Source organism: Amycolatopsis sp. NPDC003731, from assembly GCF_053586895.1.
The window spans coordinates 1-18377 of the sequence record NZ_JBSFNC010000165.1; the positions used below are offsets into that span (position 1 = coordinate 1).

General features: G+C 72.4%; 21 protein-coding genes. 12 read left to right on the forward strand and 9 right to left on the reverse strand.

All coding sequences use genetic code 11. The features are described from left to right. Positions 1-437 precede the first annotated feature (437 nt). The 4 genes from ACWDN5_RS40175 (at position 438) to ACWDN5_RS40190 (ending at position 5136) form a co-directional block, all read left to right on the forward strand. Positions 438-2714 carry a M4 family metallopeptidase gene (locus ACWDN5_RS40175; RefSeq protein WP_449679958.1) on the forward strand — a complete coding sequence of 759 codons (2277 nt, stop codon included), beginning with the start codon at positions 438-440 and terminating at the stop codon, positions 2712-2714. Between the two features lie 68 nt (positions 2715-2782). Further along, entirely contained in the window at positions 2783-3298 is a 516-nt protein-coding gene (locus tag ACWDN5_RS40180) for an OsmC family protein (protein WP_310971475.1), read from the forward strand. A 63-nt stretch (positions 3299-3361) separates the two neighbouring features. After that, positions 3362-4336, forward strand: coding sequence for an ATP-binding cassette domain-containing protein (locus tag ACWDN5_RS40185; protein WP_310971474.1), 975 nt, complete (start codon positions 3362-3364; stop codon positions 4334-4336). Continuing rightward, the gene (locus ACWDN5_RS40190; protein ID WP_310971473.1) at positions 4333-5136 is read left to right on the forward strand and encodes an ABC transporter permease; all 804 of its coding nucleotides are present in this window, start codon (positions 4333-4335) and stop codon (positions 5134-5136) included. The genes ACWDN5_RS40185 and ACWDN5_RS40190 overlap by 4 nt, the downstream gene beginning before the upstream one ends. Positions 5137-5157: 21 nt before the next feature. On the opposite strand, the gene ACWDN5_RS40195 is transcribed toward ACWDN5_RS40190, so the two are convergent. Together ACWDN5_RS40195 and ACWDN5_RS40200 are read right to left on the reverse strand one after the other, a co-directional pair. After that, positions 5158-5583: a nitroreductase/quinone reductase family protein gene (locus ACWDN5_RS40195; protein WP_449679959.1), complete on the reverse strand. Its 426-nt coding sequence runs from the start codon at positions 5581-5583 to the stop codon at positions 5158-5160. Continuing rightward, positions 5580-6125: a DUF6069 family protein gene (locus ACWDN5_RS40200; protein WP_310971471.1), complete on the reverse strand. Its 546-nt coding sequence runs from the start codon at positions 6123-6125 to the stop codon at positions 5580-5582. The genes ACWDN5_RS40195 and ACWDN5_RS40200 overlap by 4 nt, the downstream gene beginning before the upstream one ends. Positions 6126-6231: 106 nt before the next feature. On the opposite strand from ACWDN5_RS40200, the gene ACWDN5_RS40205 reads away from it, so the two are divergent. From ACWDN5_RS40205 to ACWDN5_RS40225, 5 genes are all read left to right on the forward strand, one after another. Next, the gene (locus tag ACWDN5_RS40205; RefSeq protein WP_449679960.1) at positions 6232-7197 is read left to right on the forward strand and encodes an SDR family NAD(P)-dependent oxidoreductase; all 966 of its coding nucleotides are present in this window, start codon (positions 6232-6234) and stop codon (positions 7195-7197) included. A gap of 160 nt (positions 7198-7357) precedes the next feature. Next, entirely contained in the window at positions 7358-9052 is a 1695-nt protein-coding gene (locus ACWDN5_RS40210; protein WP_449679961.1) for a serine/threonine-protein kinase, read from the forward strand. A 203-nt stretch (positions 9053-9255) separates the two neighbouring features. Beyond that, entirely contained in the window at positions 9256-9534 is a 279-nt protein-coding gene (locus ACWDN5_RS40215; protein ID WP_449679962.1) for a hypothetical protein, read from the forward strand. A gap of 175 nt (positions 9535-9709) precedes the next feature. Next, on the forward strand, positions 9710-10015 hold the full coding sequence (locus ACWDN5_RS40220) for a MerR family DNA-binding protein (RefSeq protein ID WP_449679963.1): 306 nt from the start codon (positions 9710-9712) through the stop codon (positions 10013-10015). A gap of 2 nt (positions 10016-10017) precedes the next feature. Then, positions 10018-10569: a YciI family protein gene (locus tag ACWDN5_RS40225; protein WP_449679964.1), complete on the forward strand. Its 552-nt coding sequence runs from the start codon at positions 10018-10020 to the stop codon at positions 10567-10569. Here ACWDN5_RS40225 and ACWDN5_RS40230 read toward each other — a convergent pair. Genes ACWDN5_RS40230 through ACWDN5_RS40260 form a run of 7 tightly spaced genes read right to left on the reverse strand, consistent with a single transcriptional unit; the run spans position 10547 to position 14924 of the window. Beyond that, positions 10547-11032: a GNAT family N-acetyltransferase gene (locus ACWDN5_RS40230; RefSeq protein WP_310971465.1), complete on the reverse strand. Its 486-nt coding sequence runs from the start codon at positions 11030-11032 to the stop codon at positions 10547-10549. The two genes, ACWDN5_RS40225 and ACWDN5_RS40230, sit on opposite strands and share 23 nt — an antisense overlap. Next, positions 11029-11772: an SIR2 family NAD-dependent protein deacylase gene (locus ACWDN5_RS40235; RefSeq protein WP_449679965.1), complete on the reverse strand. Its 744-nt coding sequence runs from the start codon at positions 11770-11772 to the stop codon at positions 11029-11031. The genes ACWDN5_RS40230 and ACWDN5_RS40235 overlap by 4 nt, the downstream gene beginning before the upstream one ends. Before the next feature lie 42 nt (positions 11773-11814). Then, positions 11815-12021: a ferredoxin gene (locus ACWDN5_RS40240; RefSeq protein WP_449679966.1), complete on the reverse strand. Its 207-nt coding sequence runs from the start codon at positions 12019-12021 to the stop codon at positions 11815-11817. Further along, positions 12018-13139 carry an NADH-ubiquinone oxidoreductase-F iron-sulfur binding region domain-containing protein gene (locus tag ACWDN5_RS40245; protein ID WP_449679967.1) on the reverse strand — a complete coding sequence of 374 codons (1122 nt, stop codon included), beginning with the start codon at positions 13137-13139 and terminating at the stop codon, positions 12018-12020. Before ACWDN5_RS40245 ends, ACWDN5_RS40240 begins: the two co-directional genes overlap by 4 nt. Continuing rightward, complete coding sequence (locus ACWDN5_RS40250) at positions 13136-13687, reverse strand: ferric reductase-like transmembrane domain-containing protein (RefSeq protein ID WP_449679968.1); 552 nt, start codon at positions 13685-13687, stop codon at positions 13136-13138. The genes ACWDN5_RS40245 and ACWDN5_RS40250 overlap by 4 nt, the downstream gene beginning before the upstream one ends. Further along, on the reverse strand, positions 13684-14661 hold the full coding sequence (locus tag ACWDN5_RS40255; protein WP_449679969.1) for an FAD:protein FMN transferase: 978 nt from the start codon (positions 14659-14661) through the stop codon (positions 13684-13686). The genes ACWDN5_RS40250 and ACWDN5_RS40255 overlap by 4 nt, the downstream gene beginning before the upstream one ends. Beyond that, entirely contained in the window at positions 14658-14924 is a 267-nt protein-coding gene (locus ACWDN5_RS40260) for a hypothetical protein (protein ID WP_449679970.1), read from the reverse strand. Before ACWDN5_RS40260 ends, ACWDN5_RS40255 begins: the two co-directional genes overlap by 4 nt. 222 nt (positions 14925-15146) lie before the next feature. Between ACWDN5_RS40260 and ACWDN5_RS40265 the strand changes: the two genes are divergently transcribed. Genes ACWDN5_RS40265 through ACWDN5_RS40275 form a run of 3 tightly spaced genes read left to right on the forward strand, consistent with a single transcriptional unit; the run spans position 15147 to position 18248 of the window. After that, positions 15147-16019, forward strand: a complete 873-nt coding sequence (locus ACWDN5_RS40265; protein ID WP_449679971.1) for an alkaline phosphatase family protein — start codon at positions 15147-15149, stop codon at positions 16017-16019. Positions 16020-16023: 4 nt separating this feature from the next. Beyond that, positions 16024-17271, forward strand: a complete 1248-nt coding sequence (locus tag ACWDN5_RS40270) for an MFS transporter (protein ID WP_449679972.1) — start codon at positions 16024-16026, stop codon at positions 17269-17271. Continuing rightward, positions 17268-18248 carry a hypothetical protein gene (locus ACWDN5_RS40275; RefSeq protein ID WP_449679973.1) on the forward strand — a complete coding sequence of 327 codons (981 nt, stop codon included), beginning with the start codon at positions 17268-17270 and terminating at the stop codon, positions 18246-18248. Before ACWDN5_RS40270 ends, ACWDN5_RS40275 begins: the two co-directional genes overlap by 4 nt. Positions 18249-18377: the final 129 nt, after the last annotated feature.

Here is an 18377-nt window from a genome sequence, read left to right on the forward strand (position 1 = left end):
TCCCACGAGTCCCCGCCATCACGCGCTGGCAACGTAGGATAAGGGTTGCGCTCGTTGCGGTGCCACTTCGTGCGCCCGGGCTGGAAGCTCCCGAAGCGCGAGAAGACCGCCTGACGCCAGTAGCACCGAAGGGCCCCTTCGCCGATTCCCGGCGGAGGGGCCCTTCGTCATGTCGGACGCAGTGAAGATCGCCCGAACGGCGGTGATCTCCGATCAGTCCTCTGTGGATAGTCGCCGACCGCGATCCCAATGGTGTCGAATGTCCTATTTGGGATGTATTGCGACTTCCCGATAAGACTCCTACGTTCGTCGCTTGTTCACGGCGCTTTCACACCGGATGCTGATTTCCGCTAAGCCGCACCATTTTTCCCCGTCGTCCCCGTTCTCGGCCCGGCTCGACCCCGGGCCGGTTCGCCCTGCCCGGAGGAGATCCTTCGATGCAACTGAGACGTCCATTCGTCTTGGCCGCGAGCGGCGCCCTCATCGCCGCGGTGTGCACGACCACCACCGCCCAGGCCCAGCCCGTCACCCCGAACGCCGTCCCGGACGCCCAGACCCTGGCCGTGTCGGCGGCGGCCGGGCTCGTGGCGAGCAGGCCCGCCGCGCTGCACGCGAGCGCGGACGACGTTTTCCTGGCCCAGAAGGCGATTTCCGCCACCAACGGCCTGAAGTACATCCCGTACGAGCGCAGCTACAAGGGCCTGGCCGTGGTGGGTGGCGACTTCGTGGTCGCGACCGACTCGACCGGCCAGGTGCTCGGCACCTCCGTCGCGCAGGACCAGACGATCGACCTCGCCACCACGACGGCGAAGGTCTCCCAGGCCGCGGCCGAGGCGACCGCGCGGCAGCAGCTGTCCGCGGTCGACAGCGTCAGCCCGGCGCAGCAGGTCGTCTACGCGCTCGGCACGCCGGCGCTGGCGTGGAAGAGCACCGTCGTCGGCCGCGACGCCGAAGGCCCGAGCCGGCTCGACGTCATCGTCGACGCCACCACCGGCAAGGTGCTCAAGACGCAGGAGCACGTCCTCAACGGTGACGGCACCAGCGCGTGGAACGGCCCGAACCCGGTGCACCTCGACACCACGCACTCGGGCAGCACGTACTCGCTGAAGGACCCCACGATCACCAACACGTCCTGCCAGGACGCGGCCAACAACACCACCTTCAGCGGGCCGGACGACCTCTGGGGCAACGGCACCGCCAGCAACCGGGAGACCGGCTGCGTCGACGCGCTGTTCGCCGCCCAGACCGAGAACAAGATGCTCTCGCAGTGGCTGGGCCGCAACAGCTTCGACGGCAACGGCGGCGGCTGGCCGATCCGCGTCGGCCTCAACGACCAGAACGCCTACTACGACGGCAGCCAGGTCCAGATCGGCAAGAACACCGCCGGCGGCTGGATCGGCTCGATCGACGTCGTCGCGCACGAGCACGGCCACGGCATCGACGACCACACCCCGGGTGGCATCTCGGGTGCGGGCACCCAGGAGTTCGTCGCGGACGTCTTCGGCGCGGCGACCGAGTGGTTCGCGAACGAGCCCGCGCCCTACGACCAGCCGGACTTCCTCGTCGGCGAGCAGGTCAACCTGGTCGGCTCCGGCCCGATCCGCAACATGTACAACCCCTCGGCGCTGGGCGACAAGAACTGCTACGACAGCAGCGTTCCCAACGGTGAGGTGCACGCGGCCGCCGGCCCCGGCAACCACTGGTTCTACCTGCTGGCCGAGGGCACGAACCCGACCAACGGGCAGCCGACCAGCAGCACCTGCAACAGCTCCACCATCACCGGCCTCGGCGTGCAGACCGCGGTGAAGATCTTCTACAACGCGATGCTGCTCAAGACCACCAGCAGCTCGTACCTGAAGTACCGCACCTGGACGCTGACCGCGGCGAAGAACCTGTTCCCGGGCAGCTGCACCGAGTTCAACACCGTCAAGGCGGCGTGGGACGCGATCAGCGTGCCGGCGCAGTCGGCCGACCCGACCTGCTCGGCGACCGGCACCGTCACCGTGTCCAACCCGGGCAACCAGTCCACCGTGACCGGCGCTTCGGTCAACCTGCCGCTGTCGGCTTCCGGCGGCACCGCGCCGTACACCTGGTCGGCCACCGGCCTGCCGGCCGGCCTGTCGATCAACGCCTCCACCGGCACGATCTCGGGCACCGCGACCACCGCGGGCACCTCGAACGTCACGGTGACGGCGAAGGACGCGGCCAACAAGACCGGCACGGCGTCGTTCTCGTGGACGGTCGGCACCACCGGCGGCTGCTCCGGCCAGAAGATCGCCAACGGCGGCTTCGAGTCCGGCGCGACCAGCTGGACCGGCACCACCGGCTCCATCGGCCAGTGGGGTTCGCAGGGCCAGGCCGCCCACGGTGGCACGTACTCGTCCTGGCTGGACGGCTACGGCACCACGCACACCGAGTCGATCGCGCAGTCGGTGAGCATCCCGGCGGGCTGCCACGCCAGCCTGACGTTCTACCTGCACATCGACACCGCGGAGACGACCTCCTCCACCGCCTACGACAAGCTGACCGTCACCAACGGCAGCACGACGCTGGGCAGCTACTCCAACCTGAACAAGGCGTCCGGGTACGCGCTCAAGACCATCGACGTCTCGTCGGCGGCCGGCGGCACCCTCGCGCTGAAGTTCACCGGCACCGAGGACAGCTCGTTGCAGACCTCGTTCGTCATCGACGACGTGGCTGTGACGCTGAGCTGAAGCTGAACCACTGAAGCGGGGAGACCACGGTCTCCCCGCTTCGGTGTTTTCCGGAGCAGAATCGGCGCATGGACACCGAAGAGCTGCGCGCGACCCAGGCCCCGCTGAAGGACAAGTACCGCGAGCAGCCGGAGAGCGCGCTCGTGACGCTGCACGCCGACGCCGAACTGGACGGCCTCGGCATCTCCTGCAAGGTCGAGACCGGCCGCGCGGTCGTCGAGGCCGGGCTGCACCCGGCGACCGGCGGCGACGGCACCCTCGCCTGTTCGGGGGACATGCTGCTCGAAGCGCTCGTCGCCTGCGCCGGCGTGACGCTGCGGGCCGTCGCGACGTCGCTGGGTCTCGAGGTCCGCGGCGGGCGCGTCCGGGCCGAGGGCGACCTCGACTTCCGCGGCACGCTGGCCGTCGCGAAGGACGCGCCGGTGGGCTTCCGCGCCATCCGGCTTTCGTTCGACCTGGACACCGACGCCGGCGAGGACGAGCTGGCGACGCTCAAGAAGCTGACCGAGCGCTACTGCGTCGTCTTCCAGTCGCTGCGGACGCCGCCGGAGTTCGCCGTCACGCTTTCGGCGGCTCAGGGATAAACCCGGAGGACAAATCGGGCAGGGTGGCCTAGCTTGTCGGGGTCACCTGAAGGGGGAGCCACCATGCCACAGCCGGGACCGGACGTCGCCGTCCGGGTACGCGGGCTCGTGAAGACCTACGGTTCGACGCGCGCGCTCGACGGCGTCGACCTCGACATCCCGGCCGGGCAGGTGCTCGGCCTGCTCGGCCCGAACGGCGCCGGGAAGACCACCACCGTGCGCATCCTGACCACGCTGCTGCGCCCGGACTCGGGGTCCGCGCACGTGGCCGGGTACGACGTACTGGCCGAGCCGGACGAGGTGCGGCAGCGGATCGGGCTGTCCGGCCAGTACGCGGCCGTCGACGAGAACCTCACCGGGTTCGAGAACCTCTATATGGTCGGGCGGCTCTACGGCCGGAAGAAGGCCGCGGCCCGCACGCGCGCCCGGGAGCTGCTGACGCGGTTCCGGCTCGAAGAGGCCGCCGACCGGCCGGCGAAGGGCTACTCCGGGGGCATGCGCCGCCGGCTCGACCTGGCCGGCGCGCTGGTCGCCGAGCCGACCGTCGTCGTGCTGGACGAGCCGACCACGGGCCTCGACCCGGGCGGGCGCCTCGACACCTGGGCCGTCATCAAGGAGCTCGTGGCCGACGGCACGACCGTGCTGCTGACGACGCAGTACCTCGAGGAGGCCGACCAGCTCGCCGACTCGATCGTGGTGATCGACCACGGCCGGGTGATCGCGCGCGGCACGGCGGACGAGCTGAAGGCCCAGATTGGCGGCGAGCGCCTGGAACTGGTCGTCGCCTCGGCCGCGGACCTGCCGGTGACGCTGGACGTCCTGCGCGAGGTCGGCACGGGTGAACCGTCCGGCGACGACCACACGCGGCGGGCCGAGATCCTGGTCGACACCGGCCCGAAGGCGCTGATCGAGGCGTTGCGGCGGCTCGACTCCCACGGCATCACGGTCCAGGACGTCGGCTTGCACCGCCCGACCCTGGACGACGTCTTCCTGTCCCTGACCGGCCACGGTGCCTCGGCTGAGGAGGCGGCGAAGTGAACGCGCTCGCAAAAGGCATTTCCGACGGCGGCATCGTCACCTGGCGCAACCTGATGAACGTCCGCCGCAACCCCGACTGGCTGATGGCGGCGACGCTGCAGCCGATCATGTTCGTGCTGTTGTTCGCGTACGTCTTCGGCAACGCGATCGGCGGCGAAGCGGGCGGCGCGGCGTACCGCGAGTTCCTGATCGCCGGGATCTTCGCCCAGACGGTGGCGTTCAACTCGGCGTTCACGGTCATCGGCTTCGCCAACGACCTGCAGAAGGGCATCATCGACCGGTTCCGCTCGCTGCCGATGTCCCGGGTCGCGGTGGTCCTCGGCCGCACGACGTCGGACCTGGTGGTCAGCGTGGTGGCGCTGGTCGTGATGTCGCTGTGCGGGCTGCTGGTGGGCTGGCGCATCCGCGGCAGCTTCTGGGACGCGCTGCTCGGCTACCTGGTGATGCTGATGTTCGCGTGGGCGCTGTCCTGGGTCGGCGCGCTGATCGGCCTGGCCGCGCGCAGCGTCGAGGTGGCGCAGAGCGCCGGGCTGATCTGGATGTTCCCGCTGAGCTTCATCTCCTCGGCGTTCGTCCCGACCGACACGCTCCCGGCGTTCCTGAAGGCGATCGCGGACTGGAACCCGTTCACGGCGGTGATCAACGCGACCCGTGACCTGTTCGGGAACAAGTTCGGCGCCCCGCAGACGGGCTGGCCGGCGGAGAACGCGGCCCTGTATTCGATCCTGTGCTGCGTGGCGATCATCGCGATCTTCGCCCCGCTGGCGACGGCCCGGTACCGCCGGGTGGCGAGCAAGTAGGACCGTCCGAAGAGGACTGGATCACTCCTCTTCGGACAGTTCCACGATCGGGATCGCCCGCTTGGCCTGGCGTGCCTTCGCCTGGTGGTCCGCGAAAAACGGATACTCCTTCTCCAGCTCCGTCCACGTCCGGACGTAGTCCGCCCCGAGCAGTGGCAGCGCCTCGGCGTCGAACTCCCGCCCGTCCAGCTCGACGTGCACCCGCGGATCCGCCTCGAGGTTGAGGTACCAGTCCGGGTGCCGGGGCGCGCCGATGTTGGACGCCACCACCAGCCACCGGTCGCCGTCGCGGTGGACCATCATCGGGACCGTCCGGGGCTCGCCGGTGCGCCGGCCCGTCGTCGTGAGCAGCGCCAGCCGCTCGCGGTGCATGCCCTCGACCTCGCCGCCCGCGCGGAACTGCTCGATCACCCGGCGGTTGGTCTCCGCGATGTCCACGACGGTCACCGGTCGTAGTACCGGGTCGGCGGGTCCTGCTGGGTCCACTGCTGCCGGGTCGGCGGCGGGGGCGCGGCGCTCTGCTGGCTGCGCCGCCGGTGCAGCGTGCGGGCGCTGGCCGCCATACTGTTCACCACCGCGGCGATCACCAGGCCGATCACCAGGTTGATCACCGCCGTGGCGATCTTCGCGCTCGGTGCGACCGTCAGGGTCAGCGGCAGCACCACGGCGATCAACGTCACCAGCACCATGATCCAGCCGAAGAACTGGGACGGCGCCGGCGTCGCCACGCTCAGCAGGTGCATCAGCCCGGTGGCGAGCAGGGCCACCGCGGCGGCGACCAGCGCGTACGTCGTGGTGCTCGCGTTGCCCCAGACGCCCTCGCCTTTTGGGGCGAGCACTTCGACCTCGAAGATCCCGCGGGCGATCAGCAGGCCGACGACCGCGAGCAGGGCCGCGACCACCGCCGTCGCCACGCCGCCCGCCCACAGCCGGCGCGCGTCGATCCCCGGGCGGACGTCCTGCGGCTGGTTCCCGTAGTACTCGGACATCACGGCCTTCCCTCGCCTCGGCAGTGCCTCCGCTCCCGATTGTCCCCCGATTCGGCCCCGGCCGCGATTTGCGCTGGAGCGCACTCCAACTCGTAGCGTCGGAACCATGACCACAGCACAGCACAAGATCGGTTCGGGCTTCGGCGCCACCACCACGGCCGCCGAAGCCGTCGCAGGCGCCGACCTCACCGGGAAGCTCGCCGTCGTCACCGGCGGGTACTCCGGGATCGGCCTCGAAACCACCCGCGCGCTCACCGGCGCCGGCGCCCACGTCGTCGTCCCGGCCCGCCGCCGCGAGACCGCCGAGGAAGCGCTCGCCGGAATCGAGAACACCGAGGTCGGCGAGCTGGACCTGGGCGACCTCGAGAGCGTCCGCGCGTTCGCCGACCGGTTCCTGGCGACCGGGCGTGAGATCGACCTCTTCATCGCCAACGCCGGCATCATGGCCTGCCCGGAGACCCGGGTCGGGCCCGGCTGGGAGGCCCAGTTCGCCACCAACCACCTCGGCCACTTCGCGCTGGTCAACCGGCTGTGGCCGGCGATCGCCGAGGGCGCCCGCGTGGTCTCGCTGTCCTCGCGCGGCCACCACTACTCCCCGATCCGCTGGGACGACGTCCAGTTCGAGACCGGCTACGAGAAGTGGCAGGCCTACGGGCAGGCCAAGACCGCGAACGTGCTGTTCGCCGTGCAGCTCGACCGGCTGGGCGCCGAGAAGGGTGTCCACGCGTTCGCGCTGCACCCGGGCGGCATCATGACGCCGCTGCAGCGGCACCTGCCGCGGGCGGAAATGATCGAACGCGGCTGGATCGACGAGGCCGGGAACTACCTGATGGAGTTCAAGACGCCCGAGCAGGGCGCGGCGACCACGGTCTGGGCGGCCACCTCGCCGCAGTTGGCCGGGCTCGGCGGGCTGTACCTGGAGGACTGCGACGTCGCCGAGCTCGCGCCGGAGGACGCCGAGGGCCTCGCGGCTTCGGGTGTCCGCCGGTACGCCGTCGAGCGCGAGCAGGCCGCGCGCCTGTGGACGCTGTCGGCGCAGCTCACGGGCGTGGACGCGTTCGCACGGCCCTGACTGTCACGTCGGCGGGCCCCCGGACGATACTTTCTTCGTGATCTTCCGACGTTTGCCGGTCACGGAGCCGGGGTACCTGGCGCCCGTGGCCGACGAAGCCGGGAGAACGGGGCGCCCGCCGACTGACGACGGGGCCGAGGTCACCTGTGGCCGTTACGCGATGGGTGAGTTCACCATCACCCCGCGCAGCGCCCTCGACGACGAGCGGCCGCCGGGTTTGCTGGGCGGGCGCTACGAAGTCGGCAGGCTGATCGGCAGCGGCGGCACGGCCCGCGTGTACCGAGCCTACGACGTGCGGCTGACCCGCGAGGTCGCCGTCAAGATCTACGACCGCGACGCGGTGGCGCTCGACCAGCGGCGTCGGCTGCGCGAGATGACGATCCAGGGCAGCATCAGCCACCCGGGCGTGGTGGCGCTGCTGGACAGCGGCACCGAGAACGGCCGGACGTACCTGGTGATGCAGCTCGTCGAGGGCGAGAACCTCGCCGAGCGCCTGCTGGGCGGCCCGCTGCCGGCGGCGGACGTGACGGCGCTGGCGGACGGGCTCGCCGAGGCACTGGCCCACGTCCACGCGCGGCGCATCGTGCACCGCGATCTGAAGCCGGCCAACGTGTTCCTGTCCGCGGACGGTCCCCTGATCGGCGACTTCGGCATCGCCCACGCCCTCGACACGACGCACATCACGGGCACGGGCCTGATCCCGGGCACGGCGGCGTACCTGGCGCCGGAGCAGGTGTCGGGCGAGCCGGCCGGCCCGCCGGCGGACGTGTACGCGCTGGGCTTGATCCTGCTGGAATGCCTGACGGGCCAGCGGGAGTACCCGGGCACCATGGTCGAGGCGGCCATGGCCCGGCTGACGAGACCACCCCGCATCCCGGAGGACGCACCGGCGACGTTGGCGTACACGTTGCGCCGGATGACGCAGCGCGAGCCGGCCGACCGCCCGACGGCGGCGAAGGTGCTGGACATGCTGCACGCGCCGCCGCCGACATTGCCGTGGAGCAGGACGCAGCGCAGCCCCCGCTGGCGCCGCCGCCCGGCCGCGGGAATTGCCGCCGGGGCGGGTGCGGCTGCGGAGCCGCCCGACGTGACGGAGGCTTTCAGCCCGGCGCGAGGCGAGCTGCGCGCCGGGGGCCACGATGCGGCGGCGGGCGCAGGCGCGGCGGGAAGCGAACTCGGCGCCGCGGGGCACGGTGCGGCGGTGGGCCACGGCCCAGCGCGAGATGAATTCGGCGCCACAGAGCGCGCGGCAGCCGCGGGCCCCGGCCCAGCACGAGGCGAACTGAGCGCCACGGGACACGGTGCGGCGGCGGGCTCCGGCCCAGCGCCAGGCGAACTCGGCGCCGCAGGGCCCGATGCAATCGCGGGCTTCAGCCCGGCGCGAGGCGAACTCGGCGCCGCGGGGCACGACGCGACCATCCCCGGCCGGCTCGCCGATGCCCCGACCCACGTCGCCTCTCCCGCCGCCGAAGCCCCGGGGCGCCGGCGCTTGGCCGCCGTAGCCGGGCTGAGCGTCGCCGCCGTTGCGGCCGTGGCCGCCCTGCTTCTCACCCAGCACGAAACCGGGACCGGTTCACCCGCGCAGCCGCCCGCCGCGAACTCTCCCGCCCCTTCCGTCACCCCGTCGTCGTCCAGCCCGCTCGCCGAGTCCGGGACCTCCGCGCCGGGCACGTCGCGGCCCGCCGGGACCGGTGGTTCCGGCACGCAGCCCGGCACCAGCGAAGCCGCGTCGCTCGAACCCGCCGCCGTGACGCACGACAGCCCGCACGAGGAGCCGGCGAAGCCACCCGGCAAGCCCCCGAAGACCAACCCGCCCGGCAAGACCAAGGGCAAGGGTCCCGGCCACGACTCGTGAGCGGGACCTCCGGCGCGCCAATCCGGGTCCAACGGCCCTGGTGCCGAAAAGGGCCGGGAATGGCGGGTAATTCGATTCCGTGAATTGGGACTCGAACCAATAACGGCAGGTAACCGAAGGCCGGTCCGGGCCGACTCACTCCACGGTGCCGCCGCCGGGAATCCCCTCCCGGCCGGTTCGACGAGCATCCCCCGGAGGTCTGGATGAGTGTCCACGCTGCCCTCGCGCGGCCGGTTTTCCGCACACCGAGCGGCCGGCACGCCAAGCCGGGTCCCGCCTGGCCGCGGGTCGCCGGCCGGGCAGTTTTCCTGATCACGGCCCTGTTGTGCGCCGCTGCGGTCTTCGCGCTCGGATGGCCGCCCGCGCTGCTGGCGGTGCCCGCCGCCGCGTTCGTGCTGCTCGTCGCGGGCGTGGCGAAATTGCGGACCGCGAGCCGGAAGATCGACACCATCCTCGCCGAAGAACTGCCGGAATCCGATTGATCAAGCGAGGGCGTAGAAGTCCTCGAGCACCGCTTCGGCGGCTTCGGTATCGGGCACGGCGACGTTCCAGCACACCTGCCCGTCTTCGACGGCGATGTCTATGTCAGCTTCCTTGTCGACAAGGACGTTTCGAGCCTAGAGTCTGGACCTGACTCCAGAGTCAAGGGAGAAGCCCGTGAAGATCGGCGAAGTGGCCCGGCGCCCCAGCGGCTACCGGGTGTTCCCCGCGTCGGCGGCCGACCGGATCCGTTCGGCGAAAGCGTTGCAGGACCTGGGTTTCACCCTCGACGAGGTGACCGACGCCCTGCGCGCCCACGACACCGGCGACGCCACCTGCGAGACCGAGCGCCGGCGCCTGGAGGCGGTCGTCGCCCGGCTGGACGAACGGATCGCCGCACTGCACCGCGTCCGCACCAAGGCGGCGGAGAGCCTGGCGGACTGCCGGGCCGGCTGCTGCCGGCTGGTCGGCGGCGGCGCCTGAGCGTGGAGTTCTTCTGCTACCACCGCGACCGCCCCGGGTCTTCGGCGCTGCGGCCGGAAACGCTGGAAGCGCACTGGTCGTACCTGGACCGGTTCGCCGACCGGATGATCGCCCGCGGCCCGACCCTGGCCGCCGACGGCACCCCGACCGGCAGTGTGCACGTCCTCGACCTGCCGGACCCGGCCGCCGCCCGCGCGTTCGCCTTCGACGAGCCCACCTACCAGGCCGGGGGCTACCGCGACGTCCTGCTGCGCCGGTGGCGCAACACCCTCGGCACCACCATGTGGGAGTCCCCCGGCGAGCCGTCCGGCTTCCTGGTCCTCGGCCTCGCCGAGGGGCCACCCGTCGACGTCGGGCGCCCGGAGGGGCACGACCTCATCGCCTACGGACCGCTCCTGTCCGACGACGGCGCCACCTGGCTCGGCACCGCCGCGCTGGTCAGAGCGGCCGCTCCCACCGCGGCGCGTACCGTCCTCACCGCGGACCGGTACGCGGCCGTCGAAGTCCACACCTGGCGGTTCGGCGGGCGGGTCACCGCAGGTCCAGCCACATGATGCGCAGCCCGACGTCCCCGGCGACCGGGTGGCGGAAGGCTCCGGGCGCCGTTCCGAGCGTCACGAACCCCAAGCTCTCGTACAGCCGGACCGCGGCCACGTTCACGTCGACGACCGCGTTGAACTGGATCGCCGCGAACCCGCTCCGCCGGGCCCAAGCGATCAGGTCCGTCGTGAGCGCCCGCCCGACACCCGTGCCGCGTGCCTCCTTCGCCACCATCAGGCTGCCGGAGGCGACGTGGCTGCCCGGCCCCGGTCGGTTGGCGTACATGTTCGCCGTGCCGGTCACCCGGTCGCCGTCGAGGGCGACGACCACGCGGGCCGGCGGGTCGCGCAGCCACATCTCCCGGGCGTCGCGCTCGGTCATCGCCGGGTCGTAGGGGAACGTCTGCCGCTCGGTGACGACGTCGTGGATGATCGGCCAGATGGCGGGCCAGTCCTCGGCGCGGGCTTCGCGGATCACGGCCGCACCGCCGCGCAGAGTTCCGGGACGACGGCCTCGATGTCGTCCCGCAGCACGAACGCGGCATCGTCGTCGTACGGCGTCGGGTCGCGGTTGACGACGACCAGCGTCGCCCCGGCCCGCACGGCGACCGTGCACAGTGACGCCGCCGGCTCCACCTGCAGCGTGCTGCCGATCGCGAAGAACAGGCCGCTCGCCGCCGCGATGTTCCGCGCGTGCCCGAGGACTTCGCCGTCGAGCAACTGTCCGAAAAGGACGACGTCGAGCTTGAGGATCCCGCCGCAGTGCCGGCACGACGGGTCGTCCTCGCCCGCTTCGAGGACATCGGCGGTCGGGAACCCGGCCGCGCAGCCGGTGCACCGCGTGGTGTGCATGCTGCCGTGCAGCTCGAGAACCTTGCGCTCGGCGAGCCCGGCCCGCTGGTGCAGGCCGTCGACGTTCTGGGTGAGCACCCGGACGGCGACGCCCGCGCTGTCGAGCTCCGCCAGCGCGCGGTGGGCGGCGTTCGGCTCGGCGCGCCACGCGGCGTGCCCCCGGTACGCGCGCCAGAATTCGCGGCGCACGCCGGCGTCGGCCATGAAGTTCTCGAGGGTGAAGGCGTTCACCGCGCTCGGCGTGCGCGTCCAGACGCCATCGGGGCCGCGGTAGTCGGGAATCCCGGACGCGGTGGAGATGCCCGCGCCGGTCAACGCGGCGACCCGCCGGGCCCCGCGGATCCGGTCGATGAGCTTGCCGTCCATGGTGCCGGAGGCTAACGGCTCGCGGACGGCGGCACGACCGGATTATCGCGCCTCTCGGTCCTTCCGCAGCCGCAACGCCAGCGCCGGGCACGCCGCGGCCGCGCGCCGCGCCTCGGCCACCAGTTCCGCCGGCACCGCGCCCGGCGCCACCACCGGATAGCCCCACTCGTCGAGGCGCACCAGTTCCGGCAGGAGGTCCGCGCACAACCCGTGCGCGCTGCACCCGATCGGGTCCACTGTCACCTTCATGCGACACCCGCCGGGATCCGGCACCGGCCGCCGGCCTCGTGGGTGCGGACGTCGGCGTCGAAGACCGCCAACGCGCTGGCCGCGAGCCGCGCCGCGCCGTCCGGGTGGGCGCACGCGCCGCGGCCGGTCAGCAACGGGAGGCGGCGGGCCAGCCGGGCCGTCGCCGGGCCACCGCGGACCAGCTCCGCGAAGTCCGCCGCGATCGACGGCAGGCCGAACGTGCACGGCCCGCACTGGCGGGCCGACTCCGCCGCCAGGAACGCCAGCACCTTCGCCGTGTACGCCAGCCCGCAGTCACGCGCGGGGAGCGCGTAGACCGCGGCGATCCCGGACAGGCCGGAGCCGAGGTCCGAGGTCCACGTTCCGCCGGCGAGCACCGCCTGCACCGGTTCCGCTTCGCCGCCCGCCGCGGCCAGCACCCCCGCCAGGGACGTCCCCTCGGCCACCTCCACGACGCCGGGCCGCCGGACCGCGCCGGTCACCGTGACGAGGTCGGTCCGGGACGCGCGATAATGGTTCGGCCCCAGCAGGACCACCGACGCCAGCTGCGCCAGTGTCTCCACATTGGACACCAGGGTGGGCCGCCCGCGCACGCCGCGTTCGGCGGGCCGGGGCCGCTTGCCCAGCGGCCGCGCGTCCCCCGACGTCAGGTACCGGACGAGCGCGGTCTCTTCGCTGGCGACGTAGCGGCGCGGGACCTCCGCGACCCGCACCGGCACCCGGTCTTCGCGTTCGGCGAGCGCCGCGGCGACGCTCGGCAGCGCCGGGCTGCCGGTGTGCACGCAGAGCACGGCCTCGACGGCGCCGGTCGCGTGGGCGGCGAGCTGCAGGCCGTCGAGCACGAGGTGCGGCGAAAGCGTGAGCAGCACGACGTCCTTCCGGCTGAGCGGGTCGCCTTCGCACCCGTTCGCGACGACGACCGAGCGGTTCGACCGGGCCGCGCGCAGCTTCACCGCCGTCGGGAAGCCCGCGCCGCCGCGGCCGCGCAGGTCCGCCGCTTCGACGACGGCGATCAGCCGGTCGCGGCCGTCGTCGCCGTGGTAGGCGACCCACGGCACGACCCCGTTGCGGCGCCGGTGGCCGGCCAGGTCCAGCCGGTGCGGGGGCAGGATGCTCATCGGATGCCTCCCAGGGCAGCGAACTTGCGGGCGTGGGTCGCGCGGTAGCCCGCCGAAGCGAGCACGGCCAGCACGCACAGGACGTCGAGCGCGACGATCCAGCCGTAGGCGGCGTCGTCTTCGGCCATGCCGAAGCCGTGCACCAGCGCGACCGGCCAGCACAGGTAGGCCAGCCAGTGCACAGCGCGCCAGGCCCGCGCCGGCAGCCGGGTGCGCAGCAGGCTGGTGACGACGATCGCGAGCAGCAGGTCGATCGCGACGGCGCCGAGCCCGACCCACAGCGGCTGGTAACCGGCGCCGAACGGGATCACGACGTCGAGCCAGCCGAGCGAGACGTAACCGTCGAGGATGGCCGACGCGATGTGCGCCGCGAGGAACGCCAGGCTGGTCAGCGCCAGGTTCCGGTGCACGGCGGCGACGGCGAACCGCGGCCATTCCCGCGTGGCGAACCGCCCGGCGCCGAGCGCGCCGAGGACGACGACGCCGGTGAAGAGCACGAGCGAGACGAGCCCGGTCGCGCGGCTGAAGTACCACACCGCGGAGCTCATGCCGCCGCCCGTTCCGCGGGCCAGCCGGGGGTCGTGACGACGTCGCCGTCCACGCCGGCCAGCCGTGCGGGGAGGTTCCGCCGCTCGAGCCAGCCGGGTGCGGCGCCGCCGAGGACGATCGCCGCCGTGCTCGCGGTGTTGGCGTCCACAGTGGACTTCGCGGCGACGGTGACCGTGCGCCAGCGCGCTTCCGGGATGTCGCCGGTGCGCGGGTCGACGATGTGGTGCACGGTCCGGCCGCCGTGGCGCCAGCGCCGCCGGGTGGTGCCCGAGGTGGCGAGCGCGCCGTCACGGTGGAGGGCGACGGTGGCGGCCGGCCGGGCGACGGCGTCCGCGTGGTCGTCGCCGAGCGCGATCTGCCAGCCGCCGGGGGGCGGCGGCCCGGCGGCGCGCAGATCGCCGCCGAGGTTCACCAGCGCTCCGCAGCCGGTGGTGGTGTGGATTCGCCGGGCGGCCCGGTCGGCGGCGAGAGCCTTGGCGGTCGCGCCGAGGTCGAGGTGCACGCCTCGCGGGAGGACGACGAGCCGCCGGGCGGGGTCGAAGAGGATCCGGTGCCAGCCGGGCGCGGGAGCCGCCGGTGTCGCGAATGACTCATTCGGGACTTCGGAGGTCCCCGATGAGTCATTCGCGACCTCCGAAGCCGCGGTGTTCCGTTCAGCGGCAACCGAAGCGAAATCACCGTCGTAGCCCAGCGCGCACACCGCCGCCCCCACCGTCGGGTCGACCAATCCGTCCGTCAACCGCGCCGCGCGCAACGCCACCTTCAGCGCCTCCGCGAGCAACGGCCCCACGCGGACCTCCCGCCCGGCTGCCTCGTGCAGCCGCGAGATCTCCGAGTCCGGCCGGAACCGGCTGCACGCCGCGTCGATCGCCGCCAGTTCCTCCCGCAGCAGGGCGACCGCCTCCCCCAGCCGGGTGGGATCCGTGACGATCAGCTCGGCCGTCGTGCCCAGGGCCGGGAACGCCGTCGTCATGACGCCCCCGAACCGGTGTGCGCGTGGCCGGATCCGCTGCTCAAGCCGCTGTCGGGCGCCTGAAGCTGGTCCTGGGTGCCGGTCGAGTCGGTGGAATCGGAGGTGGAGGTCGAATCCGAGGTCGTGGCCGAAGCCGTCGAGAGGCCGAAGCCGATGGCGCCTGCTGCGGCCGCGCCCAGTACCGCGGCGGCCGCCGTGGCCAGCGCGGCCTTGCGGCGACCCTGCTCGCGGCGGGCGGGTCCGGCCGGGGTGGTGGGTTCCATGGCACCGAGTGTCGGCGCCGTTCCTTTGAACGAGCTGGGAACGACCTGTCAAAGCCCTGGCGCACCAACCAAAGGAGGTTGACACCGGAAAGCCATTCACCCACTCTTTCCGTTGTCCGCCGGAGGTTTCCTGGTGTTCACGAACCGGACCACAGCACCTCACGAACCGGTCCCCTGCCGTGGGCACCATGAGGCGCCCACCCCCTCAGTGCTGGAGGACCCATGATCCGGAAGCGGATCTTCGCCGCGTTCGCCGCGGCCGCCCTGGTCACCGCCGGTGCGGTCACCGCCGCCGTCACCGGAACCGGCGAACCGGCCGCCGTCCGGCCGACCGCCGCGGCCGTGCCGGCGTTCGACCACATCGTCCTCGTCATGTTCGAGAACAAGAAGTACTCCTCGATCAACGGCAGTTCCAGCGCGCCCTACTTCAACACCCTCGCCTCGCAGAGCGCGAAGTTCACGAACTCCTTCGCGATCACCCACCCGAGCCAGCCCAACTACGTCGCCCTCTTCTCCGGCGCGACGCAGGGCGTCACCGACGACAGCTGCCCGGCCAACCTCGGCGCGAAGGCGAACCTCGGCCGTCAGCTGATCGACGCGGGCAAGACCTTCAAGGGCTACTCCGAAGCCATGCCTTCGGACGGCTACACCGGCTGTTCCAGCGGCACCTACCGCCGCAAGCACAACAGCTGGGTCGACTTCTCCAACGTCCCCGCCGCGAGCAACGTCCGGTTCTCGAGCTTCCCCTCGGACTTCACCCAGCTGCCGACCGTCGCCTTCGTGACCCCCGACATGTGCAACGACATGCACGACTGCAGCATCGGCACCGGCGACACGTGGCTGAAGAAGAACCTCGACGCCTACGCCCAGTGGGCCAAGACGCACAACAGCCTGCTGATCACCACGTTCGACGAGGACAGCAACACCTCGGTCAACCAGATCTTCACCACCTTCACCGGCGCGAAAGTGAAGGTCGGCAGCTACAGCGAAACGATCAACCACTACACGGTGCTGCGCACCATCGAGGCGGCGTACGGCCTGCCCGGCATCGGCAACGCCGCGAGCAAGTCGCCGATCCTCGACGTCTGGCAGTAACCACGTGTACCTGTCCACCATCGGCCGCCGAGAGCACGCCGGGACGGTGTCCCGGCGCAAGCTCTCGGCGGTCGGCGCGAACGTCTTCGCGCTGGGTGCCGTCAGCCTCGTCACCGACGTCTCCTCCGAGATGGTCACCGCGGTCCTGCCGGTGTACCTGGTCCTCGGCCTGCACCTGAGCCCCGCCGCGTACGGCCTGGTCGACGGCCTCTACACCGGCGCGACGGCGCTGCTGCGGATCGCCGGCGGGTACGTCGCCGACCGGGTCCGGCGGCGCAAGGTCGTGGCCGGCGCCGGCTACGCGCTGTCCGCGGTGATGAAGCTCGGCCTGCTCGTGGCCGGGTCGTCGGCGACGGCGATCGGCGCGGTGATCACGCTCGACCGCACCGGCAAGGGTCTGCGGACGGCTCCGCGGGACGCGCTGATCACGCTGTCGGCCCCGGAACCGCTGCTCGGGCGGGCGTTCGGCGTGCACCGCGCGATGGACAGCATGGGCGCGTTCGCCGGGCCGCTGGTCGCGCTCGCCGTGCTGGCCGCCGTCGGCGCGGCCGACCCCGAGGCGTTCGACGCCGTGTTCGTCGTCAGCTTCTGCATCGCCGCGATCGGAGTGCTGCTGCTGGTGCTGTTCGTCCGCGACCGCCGCACGCCGAAAGCCACCGCGACGCCGGTCTCGCCGCGGGCGGCGGCCGCGTTGCTGCGCGGCAGCGGCGTTCGGCGCCTCCTGGTGGCCGCGTGCGTGCTCGGGCTGGCCACGGTCGGCGACGGGTTCGTCTACCTGCTGCTGCAGCACAAGGAGGACATCGCCACCGGCTGGTTCCCGCTGCTCGCCGTCGGCACGAACCTCAGCTACCTGCTGCTCGCCGCGCCGCTGGGCGCGCTCGCCGACCGGGTCGGGCGGCTGCCGGTGGTGCTCGGCGGGTACGGCGCGCTCGCGCTGGTCTACCTGCTGCTGGCCGGGCCGGTGACCGGGTGGCCGCTGTTCGCGCTGTCGCTCGCGTTGTACGGCGCGTTCTACGCGGCGACCGACGGCGTCCTCATGGCCCTCGCCGGCCCGCTGCTGCCGGAGTCGTTGCGCACCACGGGGATCTCGCTGGTGCAGACCGCGCAAGCGCTGGCGTACTTCGCCTCGTCCGTCCTGTTCGGACTCGCCTGGCAGTTCTGGGGCGCGGATCGCGCGATCGCCGTCGCGGCGGGCGGAGCCGTGGTCGCGATCGCGGCGACCTTCGCGGTACTGCCGAAGGTGAAGGCGTGAAGACGCGGATCCTCATCGCGGTCGTCGGCGTGCTCGTGCTCGCCGGGGCCGCGGTCGCGTACGTCGGGTTCGCGAGCGCGCGCGGCCACGACGTCACCGCGACCGGCGCGGTCAGCCTCGCCCCCGGTCCGCGGCTGCTGTTCCGCAGCACCGCCGACGCCGACCGGGGGCACGTCGCCACGGTGTCCGCGTCCGACCCCGGCGGCCCGCGGACGGTGTCGCCGCTGTCGTGCGCGCGGGTGTACGCCGCCGGCGGCACCGGGCTCTGCCTGCGCCAGGACGGCGACCTGACCACCTACCAGCTGGCGGTGCTGGACACCGGGCTGGCGGTGCGGCGGGAGATCCCGCTGGTCGGGCTGCCGAACCGGGCGCGGGTGTCGGCGAGCGGCCGGATGCTCGCGTGGACGGTGTTCGTCACCGGCGACTCATACAACGGCGGGATGTTCTCCACCCGCGCCGGCATCCTCGACACGGCGACCGGCGACCTCGCGGGCACCCTGGAGGACTACGCGGTGACCCTCGACGGCCGGCCGTACCAGGCGGCCGACCTCAACTTCTGGGGCGTCACGTTCACCCGCGACGACCGCCACTTCTACGCGACGATGTCGACGTCCGGCCACCGTTACCTGGTCGCGGGCGACTTCGCCGCGCACACGATCCGCACGCTGCGCGAGAACGTCGAGTGCCCTTCGCTGTCCCCCGATGGGACGCGGGTGGCGTTCAAGTCCGCTGTGGACGGCGACCCGGCGCGCGGGTGGCGGCTGTCGGTGCTGGATCTCGCGGCTTCGAAGGTGACGCCGCTGGCCGAGACCCGCAGCGTGGACGACCAGCCGGCCTGGCTCGACGACCACACGATCGGCTACGGCCTGTCCCACGGCCCGGGCCACGCGGACGTCTGGTCGGTCCCGGCCGACGGCTCGGGCGCGCCCCGGCTGCTGATCCCGGACGCCGAGTCGCCCGCCGCGCTGGGACCGTGATCGCCGGCGCCTCCCGGGTGCAGCCGCGGCCCCGGAGGTCGCGAATGACTCATTCGCCGTCGGGTTCGGTGCCGAGCTCCCGGCGGACGGCTTCGCGGATCCGGTTCGCCATGAGCGAGTCGAGCCCGA

Excerpts from the sequence above, each read along its gene's own strand:
- ACWDN5_RS40175 (WP_449679958.1), top strand. The coding sequence starts at position 438 with ATGCAACTGAGACGTCCATTCGTCTTGGCCGCGAGCGGCGCCCTCATC.
- ACWDN5_RS40180 (WP_310971475.1), top strand. The coding sequence starts at position 2,783 with ATGGACACCGAAGAGCTGCGCGCGACCCAGGCCCCGCTGAAGGACAAG.
- ACWDN5_RS40185 (WP_310971474.1), top strand. The coding sequence starts at position 3,362 with ATGCCACAGCCGGGACCGGACGTCGCCGTCCGGGTACGCGGGCTCGTG.
- ACWDN5_RS40200 (WP_310971471.1), bottom strand. The coding sequence starts at position 6,125 with ATGTCCGAGTACTACGGGAACCAGCCGCAGGACGTCCGCCCGGGGATC.
- ACWDN5_RS40205 (WP_449679960.1), top strand. The coding sequence starts at position 6,232 with ATGACCACAGCACAGCACAAGATCGGTTCGGGCTTCGGCGCCACCACC.
- ACWDN5_RS40210 (WP_449679961.1), top strand. The coding sequence starts at position 7,358 with ATGGGTGAGTTCACCATCACCCCGCGCAGCGCCCTCGACGACGAGCGG.
- ACWDN5_RS40215 (WP_449679962.1), top strand. The coding sequence starts at position 9,256 with ATGAGTGTCCACGCTGCCCTCGCGCGGCCGGTTTTCCGCACACCGAGC.
- ACWDN5_RS40235 (WP_449679965.1), bottom strand. The coding sequence starts at position 11,772 with ATGGACGGCAAGCTCATCGACCGGATCCGCGGGGCCCGGCGGGTCGCC.
- ACWDN5_RS40240 (WP_449679966.1), bottom strand. The coding sequence starts at position 12,021 with ATGAAGGTGACAGTGGACCCGATCGGGTGCAGCGCGCACGGGTTGTGC.
- ACWDN5_RS40245 (WP_449679967.1), bottom strand. The coding sequence starts at position 13,139 with ATGAGCATCCTGCCCCCGCACCGGCTGGACCTGGCCGGCCACCGGCGC.
- ACWDN5_RS40250 (WP_449679968.1), bottom strand. The coding sequence starts at position 13,687 with ATGAGCTCCGCGGTGTGGTACTTCAGCCGCGCGACCGGGCTCGTCTCG.
- ACWDN5_RS40255 (WP_449679969.1), bottom strand. The coding sequence starts at position 14,661 with ATGACGACGGCGTTCCCGGCCCTGGGCACGACGGCCGAGCTGATCGTC.
- ACWDN5_RS40260 (WP_449679970.1), bottom strand. The coding sequence starts at position 14,924 with ATGGAACCCACCACCCCGGCCGGACCCGCCCGCCGCGAGCAGGGTCGC.
- ACWDN5_RS40265 (WP_449679971.1), top strand. The coding sequence starts at position 15,147 with ATGATCCGGAAGCGGATCTTCGCCGCGTTCGCCGCGGCCGCCCTGGTC.